The 18,709-nt window shown below is 48.0% G+C and carries 13 protein-coding genes and 1 pseudogene; 8 read left to right on the plus strand and 6 right to left on the minus strand.

Going from position 1 to position 18,709, the window contains the following annotated elements; all coding sequences use genetic code 11:
* Positions 1 to 29: 29 nt before the first annotated feature.
* From minC to minE, 3 genes are all read left to right on the plus strand, one after another.
* A complete protein-coding gene (gene minC, locus QUA02_RS06715; protein WP_333026213.1) occupies positions 30 to 839 on the plus strand; it encodes a septum site-determining protein MinC in 810 nt (269 codons plus the stop codon).
* Positions 840 to 1,038: 199 nt separating this feature from the next.
* Positions 1,039 to 1,845, plus strand: coding sequence for a septum site-determining protein MinD (gene minD / locus QUA02_RS06720; RefSeq protein ID WP_333026215.1), 807 nt, complete (start codon positions 1,039 to 1,041; stop codon positions 1,843 to 1,845).
* 216 nt (positions 1,846 to 2,061) lie between these two features.
* The gene (gene minE, locus QUA02_RS06725; RefSeq protein WP_445305147.1) at positions 2,062 to 2,445 is read left to right on the plus strand and encodes a cell division topological specificity factor MinE; all 384 of its coding nucleotides are present in this window, start codon (positions 2,062 to 2,064) and stop codon (positions 2,443 to 2,445) included.
* A gap of 218 nt (positions 2,446 to 2,663) precedes the next feature.
* Here minE and QUA02_RS06730 read toward each other — a convergent pair whose 3' ends face one another.
* Positions 2,664 to 3,833, minus strand: a complete 1,170-nt coding sequence (locus QUA02_RS06730; RefSeq protein WP_333026216.1) for a DUF58 domain-containing protein — start codon at positions 3,831 to 3,833, stop codon at positions 2,664 to 2,666.
* 275 nt (positions 3,834 to 4,108) lie between these two features.
* On the opposite strand from QUA02_RS06730, the gene QUA02_RS06735 reads away from it, so the two are divergent.
* The 4 genes from QUA02_RS06735 (at position 4,109) to QUA02_RS06750 (ending at position 11,016) form a co-directional block, all read left to right on the plus strand.
* Positions 4,109 to 5,389 carry a type IV pilus twitching motility protein PilT gene (locus QUA02_RS06735; protein WP_333026218.1) on the plus strand — a complete coding sequence of 427 codons (1,281 nt, stop codon included), beginning with the start codon at positions 4,109 to 4,111 and terminating at the stop codon, positions 5,387 to 5,389.
* Between the two features lie 578 nt (positions 5,390 to 5,967).
* Positions 5,968 to 7,599 carry a polysaccharide biosynthesis protein gene (locus tag QUA02_RS06740; protein WP_333026220.1) on the plus strand — a complete coding sequence of 544 codons (1,632 nt, stop codon included), beginning with the start codon at positions 5,968 to 5,970 and terminating at the stop codon, positions 7,597 to 7,599.
* 437 nt (positions 7,600 to 8,036) lie between these two features.
* Positions 8,037 to 9,242, plus strand: a complete 1,206-nt coding sequence (locus tag QUA02_RS06745) for a glycosyltransferase family 2 protein (protein ID WP_333026222.1) — start codon at positions 8,037 to 8,039, stop codon at positions 9,240 to 9,242.
* A 241-nt stretch (positions 9,243 to 9,483) separates the two neighbouring features.
* On the plus strand, positions 9,484 to 11,016 hold the full coding sequence (locus QUA02_RS06750; protein WP_333026223.1) for a PIN-like domain-containing protein: 1,533 nt from the start codon (positions 9,484 to 9,486) through the stop codon (positions 11,014 to 11,016).
* A 95-nt stretch (positions 11,017 to 11,111) separates the two neighbouring features.
* Here QUA02_RS06750 and QUA02_RS06755 read toward each other — a convergent pair.
* From QUA02_RS06755 to QUA02_RS06775, 5 genes and pseudogenes are all read right to left on the minus strand, one after another.
* A pseudogene (locus QUA02_RS06755) lies at positions 11,112 to 11,338 on the minus strand (DUF433 domain-containing protein).
* Positions 11,339 to 11,920: 582 nt separating this feature from the next.
* Entirely contained in the window at positions 11,921 to 12,475 is a 555-nt protein-coding gene (locus QUA02_RS06760) for an NYN domain-containing protein (protein ID WP_333026225.1), read from the minus strand.
* 196 nt (positions 12,476 to 12,671) lie between these two features.
* Complete coding sequence (murI, locus tag QUA02_RS06765) at positions 12,672 to 13,511, minus strand: glutamate racemase (RefSeq protein WP_333026227.1); 840 nt, start codon at positions 13,509 to 13,511, stop codon at positions 12,672 to 12,674.
* A 167-nt stretch (positions 13,512 to 13,678) separates the two neighbouring features.
* Positions 13,679 to 15,469, minus strand: coding sequence for an N-acetylmuramoyl-L-alanine amidase (locus QUA02_RS06770; RefSeq protein WP_333026229.1), 1,791 nt, complete (start codon positions 15,467 to 15,469; stop codon positions 13,679 to 13,681).
* Between the two features lie 1,236 nt (positions 15,470 to 16,705).
* On the minus strand, positions 16,706 to 17,728 hold the full coding sequence (locus QUA02_RS06775) for an alpha/beta fold hydrolase (RefSeq protein WP_333026230.1): 1,023 nt from the start codon (positions 17,726 to 17,728) through the stop codon (positions 16,706 to 16,708).
* 417 nt (positions 17,729 to 18,145) lie between these two features.
* Between QUA02_RS06775 and infC the strand changes: the two genes are divergently transcribed.
* Entirely contained in the window at positions 18,146 to 18,682 is a 537-nt protein-coding gene (infC, locus tag QUA02_RS06780; RefSeq protein ID WP_332984014.1) for a translation initiation factor IF-3, read from the plus strand.
* Positions 18,683 to 18,709: the final 27 nt, after the last annotated feature.

The following is an 18,709-nucleotide window of genomic DNA, read 5'->3' on the forward strand; positions in this document are numbered from 1 at the left end:
CCTGTCCATACCCGAACTCAGACCTGTCCATGACACCCGATGTTTTCCCCGGAGCCGCTGCGGAACCGGCCCCTCAAGCGACACCCGAAGTCAGCCTTGATATGCAAGTCCGCCTTAAAACAGAAGATGGACAGCTACTGCTGCTACTCCCCTCAGAAACTAACACCACTGAATTACCAACAGTCGCAGCCTCGACTTGGACTGAACTTTGGCAGCAGCTAAAAGTCAGGCTGAATGCAGGAGAACGCTTTTGGCAGGCAAATGCCGAAGTACAATTGATGGCGAGCGATCGACTTTTAGATATCCGCCAACTGCAATCCATCGCCGACGCCCTCTCCGAAGTGGAACTGCAACTCAAACGAGTCCACACCAACCGCCGCCAAACCGCTGTTGCCGCAGCTACGGCAGGCTATTGTGTAGAACAGCAGCCTCCGGTTTCTTCTCTGAATAAAGCCGCCGCCGAAAAACCGCAATCGCTGGCGGAACCTTTATATTTGCAGATGACAGTGCGATCGGGCGTAGAAATTCGCCATCCGGGCACCGTCGTACTTTTGGGAGACGTAAATCCCGGCGGCTCAGTCATCGCCGGAGGCGATATCCTAGTTTGGGGCCGTTTGCGGGGCGTGGTTCACGCCGGTGCCGGGGGCAATACTAAAAGCGTGATTATGACCTTGCAGATGGAACCGATGGTGATTAGGATTGCTAAGTATGTTGCCAGAGGCCCAGAAACCTCACCCCCTCAGTTTTTCCCGGAAGTCGCCTATGTGACACCTCAAGGAATTCGGATCGGCAGAGCCTCTGATTTTGACAAATCGCAGTTAATCGGGGGTAATGGTTAGTTGACAGTTGACAGTTGGCAGTTGGCAGTTGGCAGTTGGCAGTTGACGGTTGACAGTTGACGGTTGACAGTTGACAGTTGTTACCAATTACCAATTACCAATTACCAATTACCAATAAGTAATTACCCATTACCCATTACCAATTACCAATAACTAATTACCCATTACCAATTACCAATAACTAATCTAAAAATCGCTTATGGCTCGCATTATTGTTGTTACATCAGGGAAAGGCGGGGTAGGAAAAACCACCTCCACAGCCAATCTCGGCATGGCTTTAGCTAAGCGGGGACGCAACGTTGCCGTAATTGATGCCGATTTCGGTCTCAGAAATTTGGACTTGCTGCTGGGCTTAGAAAACCGCATTGTTTACACGGCATTAGAAGTTCTCGCAGGAGAGTGCCGGTTAGAGCAAGCTTTGGTGAAAGATAAGCGGCAGCCGCGTTTGGTGCTGTTGCCGGCTGCCCAAACTCGGATGAAAGATGCCATCAGTGCCGAGCAAATGAAGCAGCTTGTGGGGATGTTGGCAGCAAAATACGACTATATTTTGATTGACTCTCCTGCTGGAATTGAACAAGGTTTTCAAAATGCGATCGCCCCGGCCCAAGAAGGCATCATTGTCACCACTCCCGAAATCGCTGCTGTCCGCGATGCCGATCGAGTCATCGGCCTGCTGGAAGCCAACAACGTCAAGAAAATCAACCTGATCGTCAACCGGATCAGACCCGCAATGGTGCTGGCCAATGATATGATGTCGGTGCAAGACGTGCGGGAAATCCTCGCGATTCCGCTGTTAGGCGTCGTTCCCGACGACGAGCGCGTCATCGTTTCCACCAACCGAGGCGAACCATTAGTATTGTCGGAAACGGCCTCTTTAGCTGGAACTGCCTTCGACAATATTGCCCGCCGCTTAGAAGGCGAAAAAGTTGAATTTCTAGATATAAATCCCCGTCGGGAAAACTTCTTTACTCGCCTCCGCAAGTTCTTAAACACTAAAATTATGTGATGTGCTGATTGGCGATCGATCTTTAAAAGCAGCGACCGCATCACAAAAACTAGCCGAAATTTTCCCCCAGTGACACCAGTTCCCAAAAAGAATGAAACTGTAGACCACCTCCAAACCTGACGGGAATCACTGATTCCCCAATCGAAAATCGAAAATCGAAAATCGAAAATGGTATGACCTTTTCTATGCCTAACCCTTGACAAACCCGCCAGACCCATGCTATACACACTTCTCGAACGACTTTTCCCGCGCACCCCTGACAACAGCCGCGACGAGGTAAAACGGCGCCTCAAACTGGTTCTAGCCCACGATCGCTCAGAGCTCAGCCCAGAAATGGTTGAGTCGATGCGCCGAGAAATTCTAGAGGTGGTGTCTCGCTACGTGGAAATCGATACCACGGGGTCTGAGTTCTCGCTCGCTAGCGACCAGCGCGCCACAGCACTGATTGCAAATCTCCCAATCCGGCGAGTCAGGCACGAACATCCACCGGAGAATTTGCCGGAGAATTTGCCGGAGAATTTGCCGGAGAATCGGCCCGAGAATCAGTCCGAATATGTACCGGAGTATGTAGTTGAAACTCTCCCCGACACGAGAGATTAACAGGAAGTGAGATTTTATTGTCAGGTAACAAGTTCGATCGGCTCGATCGCCATTTAAATTAAACTCTCTCTCTACAATTAAAATGTTGTGGGGTGGACACTCTTAGCCCGCCCCAAATATGCGAGCAAAAGGGAAAAAGCTTGTGATACCTGAAAACTCATGAAGTTAATCTTCATAACTAATCGCTCTTTCGAGAAAAGCTTGCGTCCCGGACTATCTTAATAACTAATCGCTCTTTCCAGAGTATCTTGTAACTGAAGTTCTAACGGTCGGTTCGAGCGAATTTCTAAACCGGGTAAATCGTGTTTGACTAACATTTTTTCGCCTGTTTCAGCAGTTGCCAACGGCCAGAGTACCCAGCGGCTGCCTAGGGAAAGACTGCTTAAAGTTGCAGAGTTTTGAGTCAGCCAAATTATCGGCAGTTTAGGCCGATTATCAACCGCATCTTCCCCAGCATTAACCGCCGCTAAAGTTTCCAAAACTACCCGGTTCCCCGATACGAGTCCAGTCCCGGCAGTCCAAAGTTTGACGTTTAACAGGCGCTTGCTAGCATAGAAGTACAGGGATGCAGCTACAGTTACGGCTCGTTCAAATTCTTCTGGCTGCCACACCGCAGCGCTGTCGAGAGCAATAATAATTTCTTGACCGCCGGCTGCAACTTCTAATTCTCTCACCCGCAGTTCTCCGTAGCGGGCGCTGGTGCGCCAGTGAATCAGGCGGGTGGGGTCTCCGTGGCGGTAAGGTCTCAGGTTGCGGGTGAGGCCTTCGGTTGCAGTTTGCGATCGACTGCGATTGTAAAATTGCGGACTGTCTTCTTGACCGATGCGATCGATCAAAGGGCAAGAGCTCAACGGCAAAACCTGCGGGTAAACAACCGCCACCGCTTTCACCGGGCGGCTGCGCCGGCACCAAAACAACCCTAAAGGCGCCGCCGTCCTCAAGTGCACCTCTTGCCAGCGATAGACGCCGCGCTGCCGGACTTCCAGGTAGTATGTATCCCTGTATATACTTAGAGGCTGTATCACCTCGATCGGGCGGACGATCGGTTCTCCCAATACAAACGGCAAGATGTCTGCAACTTGCAACAAAGTTTTAGGTTCGCGGGCGCGATTTTCAATTTCTAGTTCGACGGTGATTCGATCGCCCGCACTCACCGGTTCGATGGGGCGGCGGCGGACTTCCAAAGAACGGAGCGATTTTGCAGGCAAAACCGCCGCTACTCCCAACAGCGCCAAACTCCCACCGCTGAGCGCGTACAGCCACCCAGACATTGTATTAGTCGCAGACCCAAAAAAGAAAATCGTCATCCCGGAGAGCAGCCAACCCGCGTAGGCGGGGGTGACAGCGCGATTTTCGAGCCAGTCGGCAATTTTGTGACCGATGTTCATAGGAGTTTAAATTGTTAATTGCTCGATCGCCCCATCAAGCCTAATTGTAAAATATTCTCAGCATTTAACACCGAATTAGCGGCGAGCGATTAGATTAGAAATCCGGCATTTTTTCGCAATTAATCTACATTGACCCCGCCCAAAAACGGATACAAGCCCCCGACACTGAGTCAGGGTCGATCCCCAAATTTTAGACTCTAGTTCCTGCTCCCAGATTAATCTGTGGAGTAAATCTCAAATCTCAAATCTAAAATAGACTGACTGGAGACCCAAAAATGAACCCATTAAACAATCCTACACCCGTTCGCCCAGAGGCTCAAGCCCGCCGAACACCGCCGCCGCCGCCGCCCTTGGCTCAAACTCCCGCGCCGAGTACGCCCCCCCCTGCCCAGCAGCAGCAGCGGCAGCAGCGGCCTGTCGAGACACCCCTGAGCACGATCGAACAAATGGTCAGAGATGCCCATAGCGCAGGAGCTTCAGACATTCACATTCGAGTCGGCCAAGTACCTAGATTTCGGATTCGGGGCGTGATGCAAGTAGCAACTACCCACCCCAAAGTAACGCCAGAAATTTTTGAACATTACCTAGCCGAAATTCTCACCCCCGAACAGCGAAAACAGTTTGCAACTACCAAGGAATTAGATTCAGCAATTTTTTACCCGGGCTTCGTGCGGTGTCGGCTAAACTGTTTTGATTCCCTCAGCGGCGGTGCCCTAGTATTGCGGTTGATCAGTTTGGAAATACCTACTATCGATTCCTTGAGGTTGCCAGAAGTTTTCAAAAATATCATTTTGCGATCGCAGGGATTAATATTGGTTACGGGGCCTACCGGTTCGGGGAAATCGACAACCGTAGCTGCGATGATCGACCACCTCAATCAGATGGAGCAAAAGCACGTAGTTACAATTGAAGACCCGATTGAATTCATTCACCCTTCTAAAAAATGCTTGGTCAGCCAGCGGGAAGTCGGCTTGCATACCCACGAGTTTCAGCAGGCTTTGCGGGCAGTTTTGCGGGAAGATCCGGATGTAATTCTGATCGGGGAAATGCGCGACCGCGTTACTATCAATACAGCATTGCAAGCAGCTCAAACTGGTCACTTAGTATTGGGAACTCTCCACACTCGCAGCGCCATTAACGCTCTTAATCGGTTGTTGAACCTCTACCCGCCCGAGGAACAACAGGCGATGCGGATTCAAATTTGCGATTCTTTAGTAGCGGTAATTGCCCAACTTTTGCTGCCAACAGTGGACAACCGCCGCGTCGCAGTTCACGATATTTTGGTGAATACACCTGCCATGCACGATTACTTGATGAAAGGTGCTGATGACGAAGCTTTCCGTTTGATGGAACATGATACTTACGAAGGAATGCAGATTATCAACCAGGGTCTTTATAAATTAGTGCTTGAAGGCAGAGTGACGATCGAAGAAGCGACAAAAACTTCTCCCGAAGCCAGCGATTTAGACCGTCGCTTGCGGACAGGAGGCTACGATGCTGCGGACGCTCGCGGCTTTGAAGGCAGCAAAAAAGAACGCAGCGTTCGCGCCCGCTAGCAGCACACATACAGGGGTAGGCACAGCAGCACTACCCCACCCATGGGGTAGCAATCTTTTGGGCCGACAGAAATATTGGGCGCTGTTGTAAGTATCTTTACTTAAATTTTCACTATATTTAGTAGCCAGCAATACATTTTACTTAAGTAGTAAAATGCTAGGGAATCAATGTCAAGTATATTGTTAAGTTTTTTAAACGCCGACCCTACTTTACATTAACTTTAAAATTGCGTGAAAACTCGCAGGTAATTGCAAAGAAACAGTAAAGATACGTGCTGAGTATTGCCAACACCCAGCAACTTAAGTTTATAGTTGTAGTGACCAATTTTTGAGAGAAAAAGTTCAGACTTTGCCGATCGCCAAAGTAAGCAGTTCAAAAAAGCGCTTAAGAAAACTACAAGTAGGCTTAATACAAGCAAATTAGTAGCAGAGCCGATCGCGTGTTTTTCCAATTAAGTAGCTGTCAGTCTAAAAAATCCTAAAACTAAGCAGACTTTTAAAGATTCTGTTCCTCGAAAATCTGTTTAACAACTCGCCGATCAGCAACCGCATTTCTAGAAATTAAAGGAGCCAAGAAAGTGAAGAGTGCATTTACCCCCTCAGAAATGTTTGAAAGTGCCAGCAAAGCCGAAATAATCGATCGCATCCAGCAGCTAGTTCCTCCGGGTTCCCCCGAACCGCAAGAGCCTGAAATCCTAGCAGCCTTACAAACTCTCACCGCACAGCTAATCAGGGCCTATCAAGCCGACGGACAATTAGAAACCGAACCTTTTAGCGACGTGCGCGATCGCACCATTCACCTGTACGCCGCCAAAGTCAGCAGCAAAATTAAAAGAAAAACCATCCTCATCACCGGCGGAGAAGGATGCGTCGGCAGTTTCTTGATCGACAAACTCCTCGAACTAGGCGCAACTAAAATCATTTCCGCAGACAACGCCCGATGTCAAAACCCCGAAGAAAATCTCCCGCTTTTTACCAGAGAAGGTGCAGTAACTTTCTATGCCGCCGACATTCGCAACTTCGAGGCGCTGAAACATATATTTGAGGTAGAAAAACCCGACATCGTTTTTCACCTAGCAGCCCAACGCCAACCCGGACTCGCTGAAATCAAAATCAGAGAAACAGTTACAACCAGCCTGTTAGGATGTAAACACATCATCCAACTCTGCGAAGAATACGGCGTAGAACACTGCATCTTCTCTTCCACAGGCAAAACATCTCGATATTTTACAACCGAAGTTTACGCCGCCTCGAAGAAGTTTGCTGAATGGCAATTTGCCAAAGCAGCTCAAGAAGGAGATGTCACTTACGGGATGGTTCGCTTTACTCATATGTTGGAAAATAGCTTGTTCTGCGAGCAAATGTCCAAAAAAGTACAGCAAGGTAAAACTGTCAACGTTCATGCTCCCCACCGCTACGTAACCGCTCAAAATCTTGTCGAAGCCGTACATTTATTGCTGAATTCACTGGTTGTGTCCGTCCCCGGAAAACTGAAATTTGTCGCCGTGCGCAATCTGGGTTGGCCGACAGAAACCTTGGAAGTCGCACTTTATAAAATTCAAGAATCAGGCAAAAATCTGCCGATTTATTTTCAAGGACTTTTGCCGGGATATGAAGAACCGTTTTTCCTCGGACAGTTTGACTGGAGCCAACCTACAGACATTCACCTCCTAATTAATGTTCTGGAAGATCCTTTTAGAATTGTTGACGATTCTGGCGACATGGTGAGTGTAGAATTAGCTCCTTTTTCTTTGCGCGTGTTAGATAAACAAGTGTCGAAGCTGGAAAGCTTAATCGTCGATCCAGATTTCCCGGAAGTGCAAATCAAGCACGCTCTTGTGGCAGCGGAAAAAGAAGTGATTGCTTCCTCTTTTGCGTGGAGTTTCCCCCAAGACTTGTTGAAGATTTTGCTGTGGGGAATCCATCCGAAGAAATTGCAAGGTTACGGAACTGAAATCGCTGACTACAGGCAGATTATCGAACTCCTCCTGCAAGGAATTTACGGCAGACTTGATAAAGAAGTGTTGCACAGTGCTGGAGTTACTGCTGATGAATTTGATGACTTAGTTGAGAGTCTTTCTACGCTGGATTCTATTCAAGCAGAAGTGGGATATTTGCGATCGGTGTCGAGATATCTCAGAGAATTTGCACCCCCCGCACAGTTCACCGCCAAAAAATCTCAACCTGTTGCTGTCCGCGATGCAGCGTAGCTTGAAAATAGTTTTGAGTTTGGAGATTGCTTCCTGACTGGCAGCCCGCAGGGGATGAATGAGTTAAACATCGACTAAGTGTTTAGTTGATGAAAAACATAACACCCAGAGACCCGGTTTCTAAAAAAACCGGGTTTCTCAATTTTCGGTCTGTTTGAGGTTTAATTAAATTGATTTACTTAACATTGTCAGAATCGACAGGATATGATATTATTTGCTATTGCACAACCGCAATCAAATTAATTTGTAGTCAGGACGGCAGTCCTAGTAGTTTTATGAGGACTTAAGTCATCACTACAAACGTTATAACGGTTATTTTACCGGACATGATATGATAGTTTAGATAGCGTGGCGCACTGAGTTAACAAAGGTGCAATAAGAAGATTAAATGAACTCAATGACCGCAGTAAATAAAATTAAATTAAGGTACTAGAATTGTGCAAATTAATCAGCTACCGTTCCTATTTGTTGATGTTGTGCTATTGGCGATCGCACTGATCCTTCTAATTCCCGTTGCAGTTTTATTTCTAGAATGCAGTGCAGCTTTCTTGTCCGGCCAGAACCCCACAGCGGAAACTAAAGCGCCCCGCCCCAAAGTAGCAGTTTTAATTCCCGCCTACAACGAAGCAGCAGGAATTGCCGCCACAATCTCCACCATATTGCCGCAGCTAACACCTCAAGACCGCCTGTTAGTGATTGCTGACAACTGCACGGACGCCACGCCAGAAATCGCCCGCAACTGCGGTGCAAGTGCGATCGAGCGCCAAGACACAGAACGCAAGGGCAAAGGATACGCACTGGATTTCGGCTTGCGGTCGATCGAATCTGACCCCCCAGAAGTAGTCATCATGGTTGACGCAGACTGCATCTGCGGACCAGACGCAATAGAGAAATTAGCCCGGGTGGCAATTGCCGAACAAAGACCGGTGCAAGCAACTTATTTAATGGAACAGCCGCCCAATCCTACCCCGAAAGATTCGATTTCTGCTTTAGCATTTTTAGTTAAAAATTTAGTCCGGCCCAGCGGATTAAGAAATTTGGGACTCCCATCATTGCTAACAGGTACCGGCATGGCTTTTCCCTGGTTAATCATTCGAGAAGTTTCTTTAGCTAGCAGCAATATCGTTGAAGATATGCAAATGAGTTTGGATTTGGCGATCGCCGGACACCCAACCGTATTCTGCCCCGATGCCAAAGTCACCGGGTGTTTGCCGCAGCAGCAGCAAGCAGCTAAAAGTCAAAGAACCAGATGGGAACACGGTCACTTGCAGACATTGTTAACTCAAACTCCCCGGCTGGCAACAGCTTCTGTCGAGCAACAACGTTTTGACTTATTGGCGATCGCCCTTGACTTATCCGTCCCTCCCCTATCGCTTTTAGTTGCTATTTGGCTAGCCGCTTTTGCAGCATCCATACTAGCAACAATTATCGGAACATCCCCGATTCCTGCGATATTGTTAGCTGTACAAGGACTGCTAATTTTAGTTTCAATTGTCAGCGCTTGGGCAAAATTCGGGCGTGACGACATTTCCGGTGCAACTCTTTTATCCGTACCTTTTTACATCCTGTGGAAAATTCCTTTGTATCTGGGTTTTCTCCTGAAGCGGCAAACCAAATGGGTACGCACAGAACGCGATGTTTAGTATTCCGTAGGGTGCGTCAGCCAAATAGTTGACGAACTAGAAAATCTCGTTTCTGATGCACCTTACGATGAATAAACGGGTGCGGACAAAACGCTAGTTATTTTGAGGTTAAACAAGATATTTTACCGCATCTGAGATACAATTATAACTTAGCCTGCTTAAGACAAAAATTAGGCATTAATCCCATTTTCTGAAATAATTCGATCTACTTCATAAGAGTTGATACATAAATTAAAATCACATGAGAAACTTGTTCTTTTGGAGGCTTCCCCCATCTGAGGCTGATTTTTCAAGGCTGTGGGAGGATGCTACTTTTGTCTTTGATACAAATTTCCTCCTCGACCTATATCGAGTATCGCATTCTACGGCAGAGAATTTTCTAAACATACTACAACAAATTAAGAACAGAATTTGGTTGCCTTACCAAGTAGCAGATGAATTTTTGAGGCGCCGAGAAGAGATAATTGCTTCTGAAGTAGAATCTTTTCAAAAAGCTCTATCGGTAATTGAAAAATGGAAATCAGAACAACAGAACTTTAATAGTCTTCGGGGTTCTCTTAGGCAAACAGGAAGGATAGTATCTGCTGAGGTAGATTTTTTGTTTGGCGATCAAAAACACTATCTTGATGCAGTTGATGCTGTGGAGAAAGCTTTTCGAGAAAAAATAGAACAAATTACTAGCGATCATTCTTCACTGCATTCAGAGAAAGACAGCATTCTAGAGAACCTTCTTTTATTGTTTGATTCAAAAGTAGGAGAACCCTTTAATGAACAAATGTTGCCAATTTTGTACAAGGAAGCTGATGATAGGTATAAACGAGAGAAGCCTCCTGGTTTTATGGATGCTAAAGAAAAGGAGGATGAACGGAAGTATGGAGACTTTATCTTGTGGAAGCAAATATTAGAATTTGCCAAAAAAGAATCTCAACCAATTATTTTCGTAACTGGAGAAAAGAAAGAAGATTGGTGGCTCAAGAAAAATAACAAAATAATTTCTCCGCACATTGAGCTAAGGCGCGAATTTAATGAGTATGTACACCAGCCTTTTTGGATGTATCAAACTCAAGATTTTCTTCAAATAGCTAAGGATAAATTAATGGTTGAGATTGACCCAAAATCTATCGAAGAAACAAATGCGATTGCTGATATTGAGTTAGTTGATGAGCAGGATAACGACACTTTAAGACAAGCTGTCGATCAAATTGTCAAACCCAACTCTGTACAACAATATATCGAACAGATTAAGGCAGTCGATCAAATTGTCAAACTTAACTATGTACAACAATTGAGCGAGCAGATTAAGGCAGTCGATCAAATTGTCAAACCCAACTCTGTACAACAATATATCGAGCAGATTAAGGCAGTCGATTATATTGTCAAGCCCAGCGCTCTACAACAATATATCGAGCAGATTAAGGCAGTTGATTATATTGTCAAACCCAACTCTGTACAACAATTGATCGAGCAGATTAAGGTGCCTAGCTCTGCCCTACATCAAGCTCAAGAGCGGATGAAGGTGCTTCAAGACAATAGCACATTTCAGCTAAATCCACACATACAAAAACTAATTTCAGAAACTATAACAACAAGCTCTCCAGAAAATGGAAAATTACAAGAAATTGATACACCAGCAAGCAATAATGAGCAAACCACTTCGCCAATACTCGATCGACCTCAAGAGGAAGCCGAAGAGAGCAAATCTCAATCTAAATCCAAAAGACGCTCACCCTCAAAGAAACGTAACGAAAGCAATCTCAAAAATTCAAACAAGTAGAACTACTCACTTTAATTACCACAGTTGAGGATGCGGGAAGTGGGTTCAATGGCAAAATAGAAGTCCAACTCTTGGGATTTGATAGAATAGGAGTTTCAAGGCGCACTCACCGAAGCAACTAAACGACGATCGCGATCGGCCACAAACTCTAGACAGGCTCTAATGTCTGTTTCTGTCAGTTCTGGGAAGTCGTCAATAATCTCAGCCATAGACATTCCAGAAGCCAGCCAAGAACGTCGTAAACCGTAATCCGCATCCGACGAATACAGGGCTTGCCACCACGCTTATCCAGCTCTATGGTGATGATGTCGGGATAGCTCATGATACAGCTAAAGTGTTTGCATCTACATTATAGAAAAATATATCTGAAAATAAAAACCAAAAATCTGAAGCTGGAAAATTCCAACTTCAGACTTTTACTAACTCCCCGGGTAGGATTTGAACCTACGACCAATCGGTTACACTTATCCCAACGTTTCCGAAGGGCGCGGACTATTTCATCATCCCTACAAATCATGTTTGTGATCTGTCGTCGGATGTCGGGCGCTATGAGATTTATTGGTTAGGCTCCTCATCTCTAGTCTCTGCACCTTCCTGGCTACTTGCGATCGCAACCGCTGCCTTTCGCCAGACTTGGCTCAAGATTGCCGCCACCCGAAGTGCTGCGGTTTCCTTGAATTCACCCGATTTTTCAGTATCCGTTACCGGATAGAGCTGCTATGTCACTAGGGCTTTTGGTTGATGCCAAAGGCTTGCATTCATTACAGCCGACCGCTCTGCCACTGAGCTACCGAGGATTGGGGGTTTTTGTTACCCACATTTACTAACAATAGCTGAACTTACAGGATTTGGCAAGGCCTTTGATAAACTTTTTTTTTGTCGTACAGCAACCGGGTTTCAGCAGCTAATGCAGTCCCATTCTCAACTTGGCGAGGCGCTGCTGGGATTCTGGATCGAGGGAACTGGCGAGAAAGCGACTGGAATTGTGTTTGCGAGATTTGTGCCGGCGCTCGCTGCGGCGGGCGGTGGATTCTACATCAGCCGCTAGTTGTTCGGCGGACATCCATTCGGCACCGTAGCCGACTACGGTCAATTGCTGCGCTCGGTCTGAGGTAGCTACAATCATGCGGCCTTTGCCCGATCGCGATCGCAACTCGTACCGCAAACTAGCACAAGATTTTTCAATATAAGTATCTGCAGTCTGACCGAAGTCAGTGTAGTGCACCGATAAATTTTTAGTAATAATTTCTTTAACGCTGGGAGTATCCCGATAGTGCGCGTCAAACACGAGTCTGGCCTCAAAATCTTGAACGGCGCTGTAGTTAACTAAAATCTCTATTAACTCGCGGCGAGCTGTTTCGAGTTCGTCGCGATCGCGCTTCTCTCGGAGTCGAGGCCAAAGTCCAATCATGTTATAGCCGTCTACAAGTAAAACTGCTTGCGATACATAGGGTGACATGGTTCAAGGCTGAAGAGATCCAGCAGATACAGGACATTATTTGCATTGTTAATCAAAGCTTTTGTTGCATTTTATTACAAATTGATGTCTAATTGCTAGGTTCGATCGCAATAATTAAACCCCCCAGATCCCGAAGAGCCTGGGATGTGGGGGGTAAGATTTGTTCGTCGCTCGAACAACCGATAAATTTTCCGGCTTATTCGACAGATTCCAGGGATACGGGCGATCGTACAACCGCCGGCAGAGATATTTTCTCAACCGCAGGAGTGCAGCCGAGCCACTGCACCGACAAGTCCGCAAACTGCTGCGGCGGGCCGCTGACGCAAAAACGAGTCGGCAGCGCAGCACCAGCATTCCGCAGCCCCAAAATCTCCAATTCTCTAGCAGCAGCAGCCACCACCCGCACCGCAGGATCGATCGATATCACCCCAGCAGGCAAAAGCGAGCGCAGTACCGGAGCCAACAGCGGATAATGAGTGCAGCCATAAATCAGCGTATCGATGCGCTGCTGAATCAAAGGAGCCAAATATTCCCGCGCCACCTCAGAAGTATAAGGATCGTGAATCCGGTTTTGCTCCACCAGCGGCACAAAAGCCGGACAGCTAACCTGCCAAACCCGACAAGAATCGTCCATTTCCAAAATCGCATTTCGATAAGCATTGCTAGCAGCCGTAGCAGGAGTTGCGATGACCCCGATCCGCTTGCCTTGCTGCACCGCAGCCTGCGCCCCCGGCAGAATTACTCCCAGCACCGGAATATCAAACTCAGCCTGCACCATCTCCATCGCCAAAGCAGAACTGGTGTTGCAGGCCATAATGACCATTTTCACATCCTGTTCCATCAGCCAGGCCATAATTTCGCGGACAAAATGCACAATTTCCGACGCCGCGCGAGTGCCGTAAGGCAGCCTCGCCGTATCTCCAAAATAAAGTATCGATTCGTTGGGCAATTGTCGATACAACTGGGTCAAAACAGTCAAACCGCCCACGCCGCTGTCAAAAATACCGATTCTTTGTTGTCTAGAGTCTGTTGTCATTTGTTAATAGTTAGTTGTCTGTTGACTGTTAACTGTTGACTGTTAACTGTTGACTGTTAACTGTTGACTGTTCACTGTTCACTGTTAGCTGTTGGCTGTTGTCATTAGTTACCGATGCCCAATGCCCCATGCCCGATGCCCAATGCCCAATGCCCAATGCCCGAATATTATCTTTGTTGAAGATAAAGCAAAATGCCGCGAGCGATCGAAGCCGCCATTTGACTGCGGTAAGCTGGGTCAGAAAGCCTAGCAGCATCCTCGGCACCCGTGACAAAACCCACCTCCACCAAAACAGAAGGCATAGAAGTCTTCCTCAAAACGTAAAATCTCGCCTGACGCACCCGGCGGTCATCCGCCCCCGTCCCCTGCAAAACACTGCCGTGAATCACTCGGGCCAAATCTTCCCCGCTACCGAAATAATAAGTCTCAATCCCGCTCACATCCGGCCGACTCATATTAATCGAATTAGCGTGAATGCTGACAAACAAAGTAGCATTCACCCGTTCCGCCAAAGAAACTCTCGGTTCCAGGTCGATTTCGCTGTCGTCAGTCCGAGTCATCACCGCCTGCACCCCCTGCTGTTCCAGCAGCCTCGCCACCTGAAACGAGATATCCAAAACAATCTCCTTCTCCTGAATGCCCTGAATCCCCACTGCCCCCGGATCGCGGCCGCCGTGGCCGGGATCGATCGCTACCACAACGCGGCGGTTAGAAACTTGGGGCAAATCGCCCGCCCCGACAGTCCTTGTCGGCAAAGGCTGCAAATTGGGAGTGCGAGTCAAAGGCTGCTGCGCGCTAGCATTCGATCGCAACTGCAAAGACAGCAACTGCTGGCTCGGTCTCGTCACCCTGCCTACCTCTACCCCCGATCGCGGCTGCACCCAAATCACCACAGTCTCCGCGTCTTCTTGGCTGGCCGTAAACGATACAGGACTGTTGGCATCGAGCTGAGGAATTTGCCCCGCCAGGGAACTAGAGGCGATTCTGATCCAGTAAGCTCTCGAAGCCTGATCCCACCCGCTGGTATAAGAGACTTGGCGGTCAGTTCTCACCACCAGTTGCGTGCCGTTACTGCTTAAATCAATTGACTGAACTCTCGCTAAATTTCCTTGAGCTTGTCTCTCAGGAACAGCTACAGGTAGGGGGCGGCTCGGGGCTGGCTGCCTCGCGCCCCCTGGCAATAGCACAACCCCGCCCAAATTGCTCGCAGAGGCCCGCCACTGAGTATTAGAATTCTTCATCCGCAAAGTCACGCGGGTAACGGGCGGGTCTGTTGGCAGTTGCCGGACTTCAATCTTGTCAACCCCGTGCTTGCCGTTCGTTTGAGGCTGTTGGCTGCTGAGGCCAGGAGCTAAAGTAGCTCCTTCTATATCGAGAGTGGCGATGTCCCCGGCCCGACTTTGTTGAAAATTAATTTGGGGGCTGCCGCCCGCAGTGCGGACTAACAAACCGTCCGCCGTCACCTGAACGCTCTGAACTACCGTCGCCTCGGCCAACTGGGCTTGGGGTGCCGAAGGTTCAACCGATAACCTTTCTCCCCCAGGCTCTGAAATCGGATTTTGAGTTTCTCCCCGCACCGGCGCCGGCAAATCCACTGTCCACTCGCTCGGAGAAATCCCCCGGAATTTTACTTGCTGGGGGTCTAGAGTAAACCCGTCTCTGATCTCGACCACAATTCTGGTCGTATCGTCGTCAAACTGCCCTACCCGCACCGATTCGATCGCCCCTGAGAGCGGTTTGCTGACCGAGGGACGACCCAGACTTGTCCCCGGCAAGTCGATTACCAACCGCGTGGGGTTGAAAATCAGTTGAGCCTTGGGTTGCACTCCCCCGTCTGTTTTAATGTAGAGCCGGTTCTCTGAAGCATCAAACCGCCAAGATTGCAGTCTCGCTGCTTCGGCGGCTCCGGCGAGCAAAAATACACTTAAGAAACTCGGTAGTAGCCAGTGGAATTTCACGACAGTTTTTTCCTCGTTTGCGTTACTGCCAAAAGCTGGAAGGGCGCTGCTTGCTCGATCGGCTTTCAGCAGTTAGCCGCCAGCCGACCGGGGGCTTCCGACCGTCAGTTGTTGGCTAAATTGACTTTTTTATGCGCTAACAGGCTCCAAAATGCCAGATTCTGGCATTTTTGAACTTGCCCGTATACTTGGGGGCGATCGGTTATAAGCTGACTGAAAGATTGTTGGTACAAGGGAAGGTATTTATTTTTATGAGCAAGAAACAAGGTGTTTCAATAAGCTAGAAGGTACGAGTTAGAAGGTAGAATTTTACGGAGCTTCAAGGGAGAGGTTTGAGCGCTCTTTAATATTGGCGAAGCTCGTTACGGCAAGGGTAATAATCCGCTTGACAGTTAGGTTTTGTTCTAACTTTTCATATACCACCTCGATTACTTAACAACCTATCTCGGAAACAATCCGGATTTCCAAGATTGACGTGACTTTTGAGGGCTGCCAAATATTAGTCCCAGACAAACTGGCATATTCTTTTGGACAAGCGTTTTTGCTGACAGCTTGAGAGTTAAATACAAGTACATAGCGCCCCTGCTCTCTTTTTTTCTGGATTTTTTATAGTCAGGGATTTTCTGGGCTGCTTGAAACTTAGTTGAGCGATCGCGCCCGCCAATGTGACACTATGGTAGCTAGTCCATGCTGTCTGCAGTAACCGGAGAGTGTTTTGTGTTTCCGAGAGCGGGCAATGCTTTGTCATTAAAACTCTTTTTGAGTGTACGATCGACAGCCAGAGCATTGGTTGGTTGACCTGGGAAAAAGTTTTGACCGTAGATTTTTGACCCTAGGTAGATATAGTTATCGCAGTTGTAAAGTTTTTACAGACAGCAAAGACAATCGATCGGCTTCTGGATAAAACCTGTGATTTGGTTTGATGACTTGCCTTTCGACTAACTGCATAACTTGTATGTGTACTACCAGTTAGAGAAGATACACTACCTTGGTGATTGTGTCAATCTCTGACTTTTTGAAAAAAGCGACCCTAAATAAAAGTAGATACATGACATCACAGAAAGACGGAGACTTACTTTCTCGCAAAAGTCGCACAGAGTACAAAAGTTGTTTAGGTTAGTTCAAGAGTTTTGTAATACCATACCACCGGTGCGATCGAATTCTAACAACTTTATTTTTGAGCGGGATCGATACCCGCAAGTTATTTTTGTCAGCAACGCACCGCCCCGTGTCTAATCAACAGCGCTGCAATTCGCTCTCGCCCACAGGTGCAAAATTCCGGCCCAACCAGTTCAAAATTGCTTCATTTACTTGTTCCGGGCATTCATCCTGGGGACAGTGGCCCGCATTGTCTAACTCAACTAGCTCTACACAATTGGGATTGCATTCGACAAATTGGTGGGGGCGGGCGAACCGAGGGGGAATCATCCGGTCTTGTTTGCCCCAAATTAACAGCATCGGGATTGTTAAATTTCGCATCACACTCTTGACACCGGAACCGACTTGTGCGCTGCCGACAGCTTTAAATAAAGCGCAGAAGGCGCGGCCGGCTCCCCGATCGGTCGCAGGCCCTGCTAGAATTTCCACTAATTCGTCGGTAACAGCTTCGGGGTTGGCGTAGGCAAAGGCAACCCAGCGGCGGACAAAGGAAGGCTTGCGGGCAAAATAAAACAGAGGCCTGAGTACGATCGGGGAAACAAACAAATTTTCAACCGCGAGAACCGCCGGGAGCAGCCATCCGGGCACGGCTTCGGCTCGCACAGAGGGGTCTGGGAGGCTAATCATCACCGTGCCGGCCACCATGTCCGGGTGAGCAGCCGCGGCGGCCAGACAAATCAGCGAACCGATCGAGTTTCCTGCCAATACCACGGGCTTTCTGATAAAAGTCAACCAAAAATCATAAACTTGATCGACCCACAAAGACACAGAATAGTTGACCGGAGCTTTTTGGGAAGCGCCAAACCCCAACAAATCCAAAGCGTAAACCGTGTGGTTTTCGGCGAGTGGGGCGAGATTTTGCCGCCAGTGGCCGATCGAAGCTCCAAACCCGTGCAGTAAAATAATTGGCGTTCCCGATGCGCGCGGGGCAATAGGTTCGGCCGCAGAATCTTGAAATTCGATCGCGCCGCCCTTTCGTACCCTATTCGGCCGCAAATAAGTGTAGCGAGTTTGCCAACCCCGCCACATCCAGTCTCGTTGGCTTCCCACCCGTTGGTGCCATTGCAGAGAATTTGTCAATTTTGCCTCAGTTCGCAACATAAATTTACACTTGCTTATACTAATTCTACAAGGCAAATCAGGCGACTTGGGGGACTTGCCAGACGGGGCTTTCTGGGGTAGCAAAAGCCGTTTTACCTCATCCTTAACCATTGAGCATGAATTTTGGACCGTTTTGTCGTCGGGCGGGCTTTCTTGGCGGGCGATCGTGTGTGAAGTTAAAATAAAACTACGCAGAAACTCAGCCAGACTGAGTAGAATAGCAAGTATTGTAAGAATTCATTTACGATCGTCCAAATATTCCCCAACGATGAAGCTGAAGGGAGACAAGGCGCGGTAGTACGTCCGGTAAGGGTAACACCTTACAAAACAGTTCGATCGGACAAGTGAAATATTGGTCGGTCAAACCTGTAACTATCAAGAAGCTTCACCATTAAACTACTGCTTGTAAAACCATTCATGCCTGTGATTGAAAGAAGACAAAATCGCAACCTACCCCAGATCAACGAAAACATTCGATACCCCAAAATCCGGGTGATCGATACCGACGGCGCGCAACTTGGGATATTGACGCCTGCTGAAGCGCTGCGCGTTGCAGAAGAAAAAGAACTCGACCTCGTACTTGTCAGCGACAAAGCTGACCCGCCCGTATGCCGGGTAATGGACTACGGGAAGTACAAATTCGAGCAGGAAAAGAAAGCGCGAGAAGCTAAGCGGAAGCAGCACACTGCTGACGTCAAGGAAGTGAAGATGCGCTACAAAATTGAAGAACACGACTACCAAGTGCGCCTCAAACTAGCAGACCGCTTTATCAAATCCGGGGACAAAGTAAAAGCCACGATCATGTTCAGAGGTCGGGAAATCCAACACAGCAACCTAGCAGAGGACTTGCTCAAGCGCATGGCCACAGATTTGCAGGAAATCGCAGAAGTGCAGCAAGCCCCGAAAAAAGAAGGACGCAGTATGATGATGCTGCTGTCGCCGAAGAAAGTATAAATAGTCATCAGCTATCAGTCATCAGTC

The sequence above is a fragment of the Microcoleus pseudofavosus SVA1_A4 genome (assembly GCF_036700565.1).
GTDB lineage: Bacteria > Cyanobacteriota > Cyanobacteriia > Cyanobacteriales > Microcoleaceae > Microcoleus.

What these genes read in the sequence shown, in the direction of transcription:
- minC (WP_333026213.1), top strand. Translation starts at nt 30, where the DNA reads ATGACACCCGATGTTTTCCCCGGAGCCGCTGCGGAACCGGCCCCTCAA.
- minD (WP_333026215.1), top strand. Translation starts at nt 1,039, where the DNA reads ATGGCTCGCATTATTGTTGTTACATCAGGGAAAGGCGGGGTAGGAAAA.
- minE (WP_445305147.1), top strand. Translation starts at nt 2,062, where the DNA reads ATGCTATACACACTTCTCGAACGACTTTTCCCGCGCACCCCTGACAAC.
- QUA02_RS06730 (WP_333026216.1), bottom strand. Translation starts at nt 3,833, where the DNA reads ATGAACATCGGTCACAAAATTGCCGACTGGCTCGAAAATCGCGCTGTC.
- QUA02_RS06735 (WP_333026218.1), top strand. Translation starts at nt 4,109, where the DNA reads ATGAACCCATTAAACAATCCTACACCCGTTCGCCCAGAGGCTCAAGCC.
- QUA02_RS06750 (WP_333026223.1), top strand. Translation starts at nt 9,484, where the DNA reads ATGAGAAACTTGTTCTTTTGGAGGCTTCCCCCATCTGAGGCTGATTTT.
- QUA02_RS06760 (WP_333026225.1), bottom strand. Translation starts at nt 12,475, where the DNA reads ATGTCACCCTATGTATCGCAAGCAGTTTTACTTGTAGACGGCTATAAC.
- murI (WP_333026227.1), bottom strand. Translation starts at nt 13,511, where the DNA reads ATGACAACAGACTCTAGACAACAAAGAATCGGTATTTTTGACAGCGGC.
- QUA02_RS06775 (WP_333026230.1), bottom strand. Translation starts at nt 17,728, where the DNA reads ATGTTGCGAACTGAGGCAAAATTGACAAATTCTCTGCAATGGCACCAA.
- infC (WP_332984014.1), top strand. Translation starts at nt 18,146, where the DNA reads ATGCCTGTGATTGAAAGAAGACAAAATCGCAACCTACCCCAGATCAAC.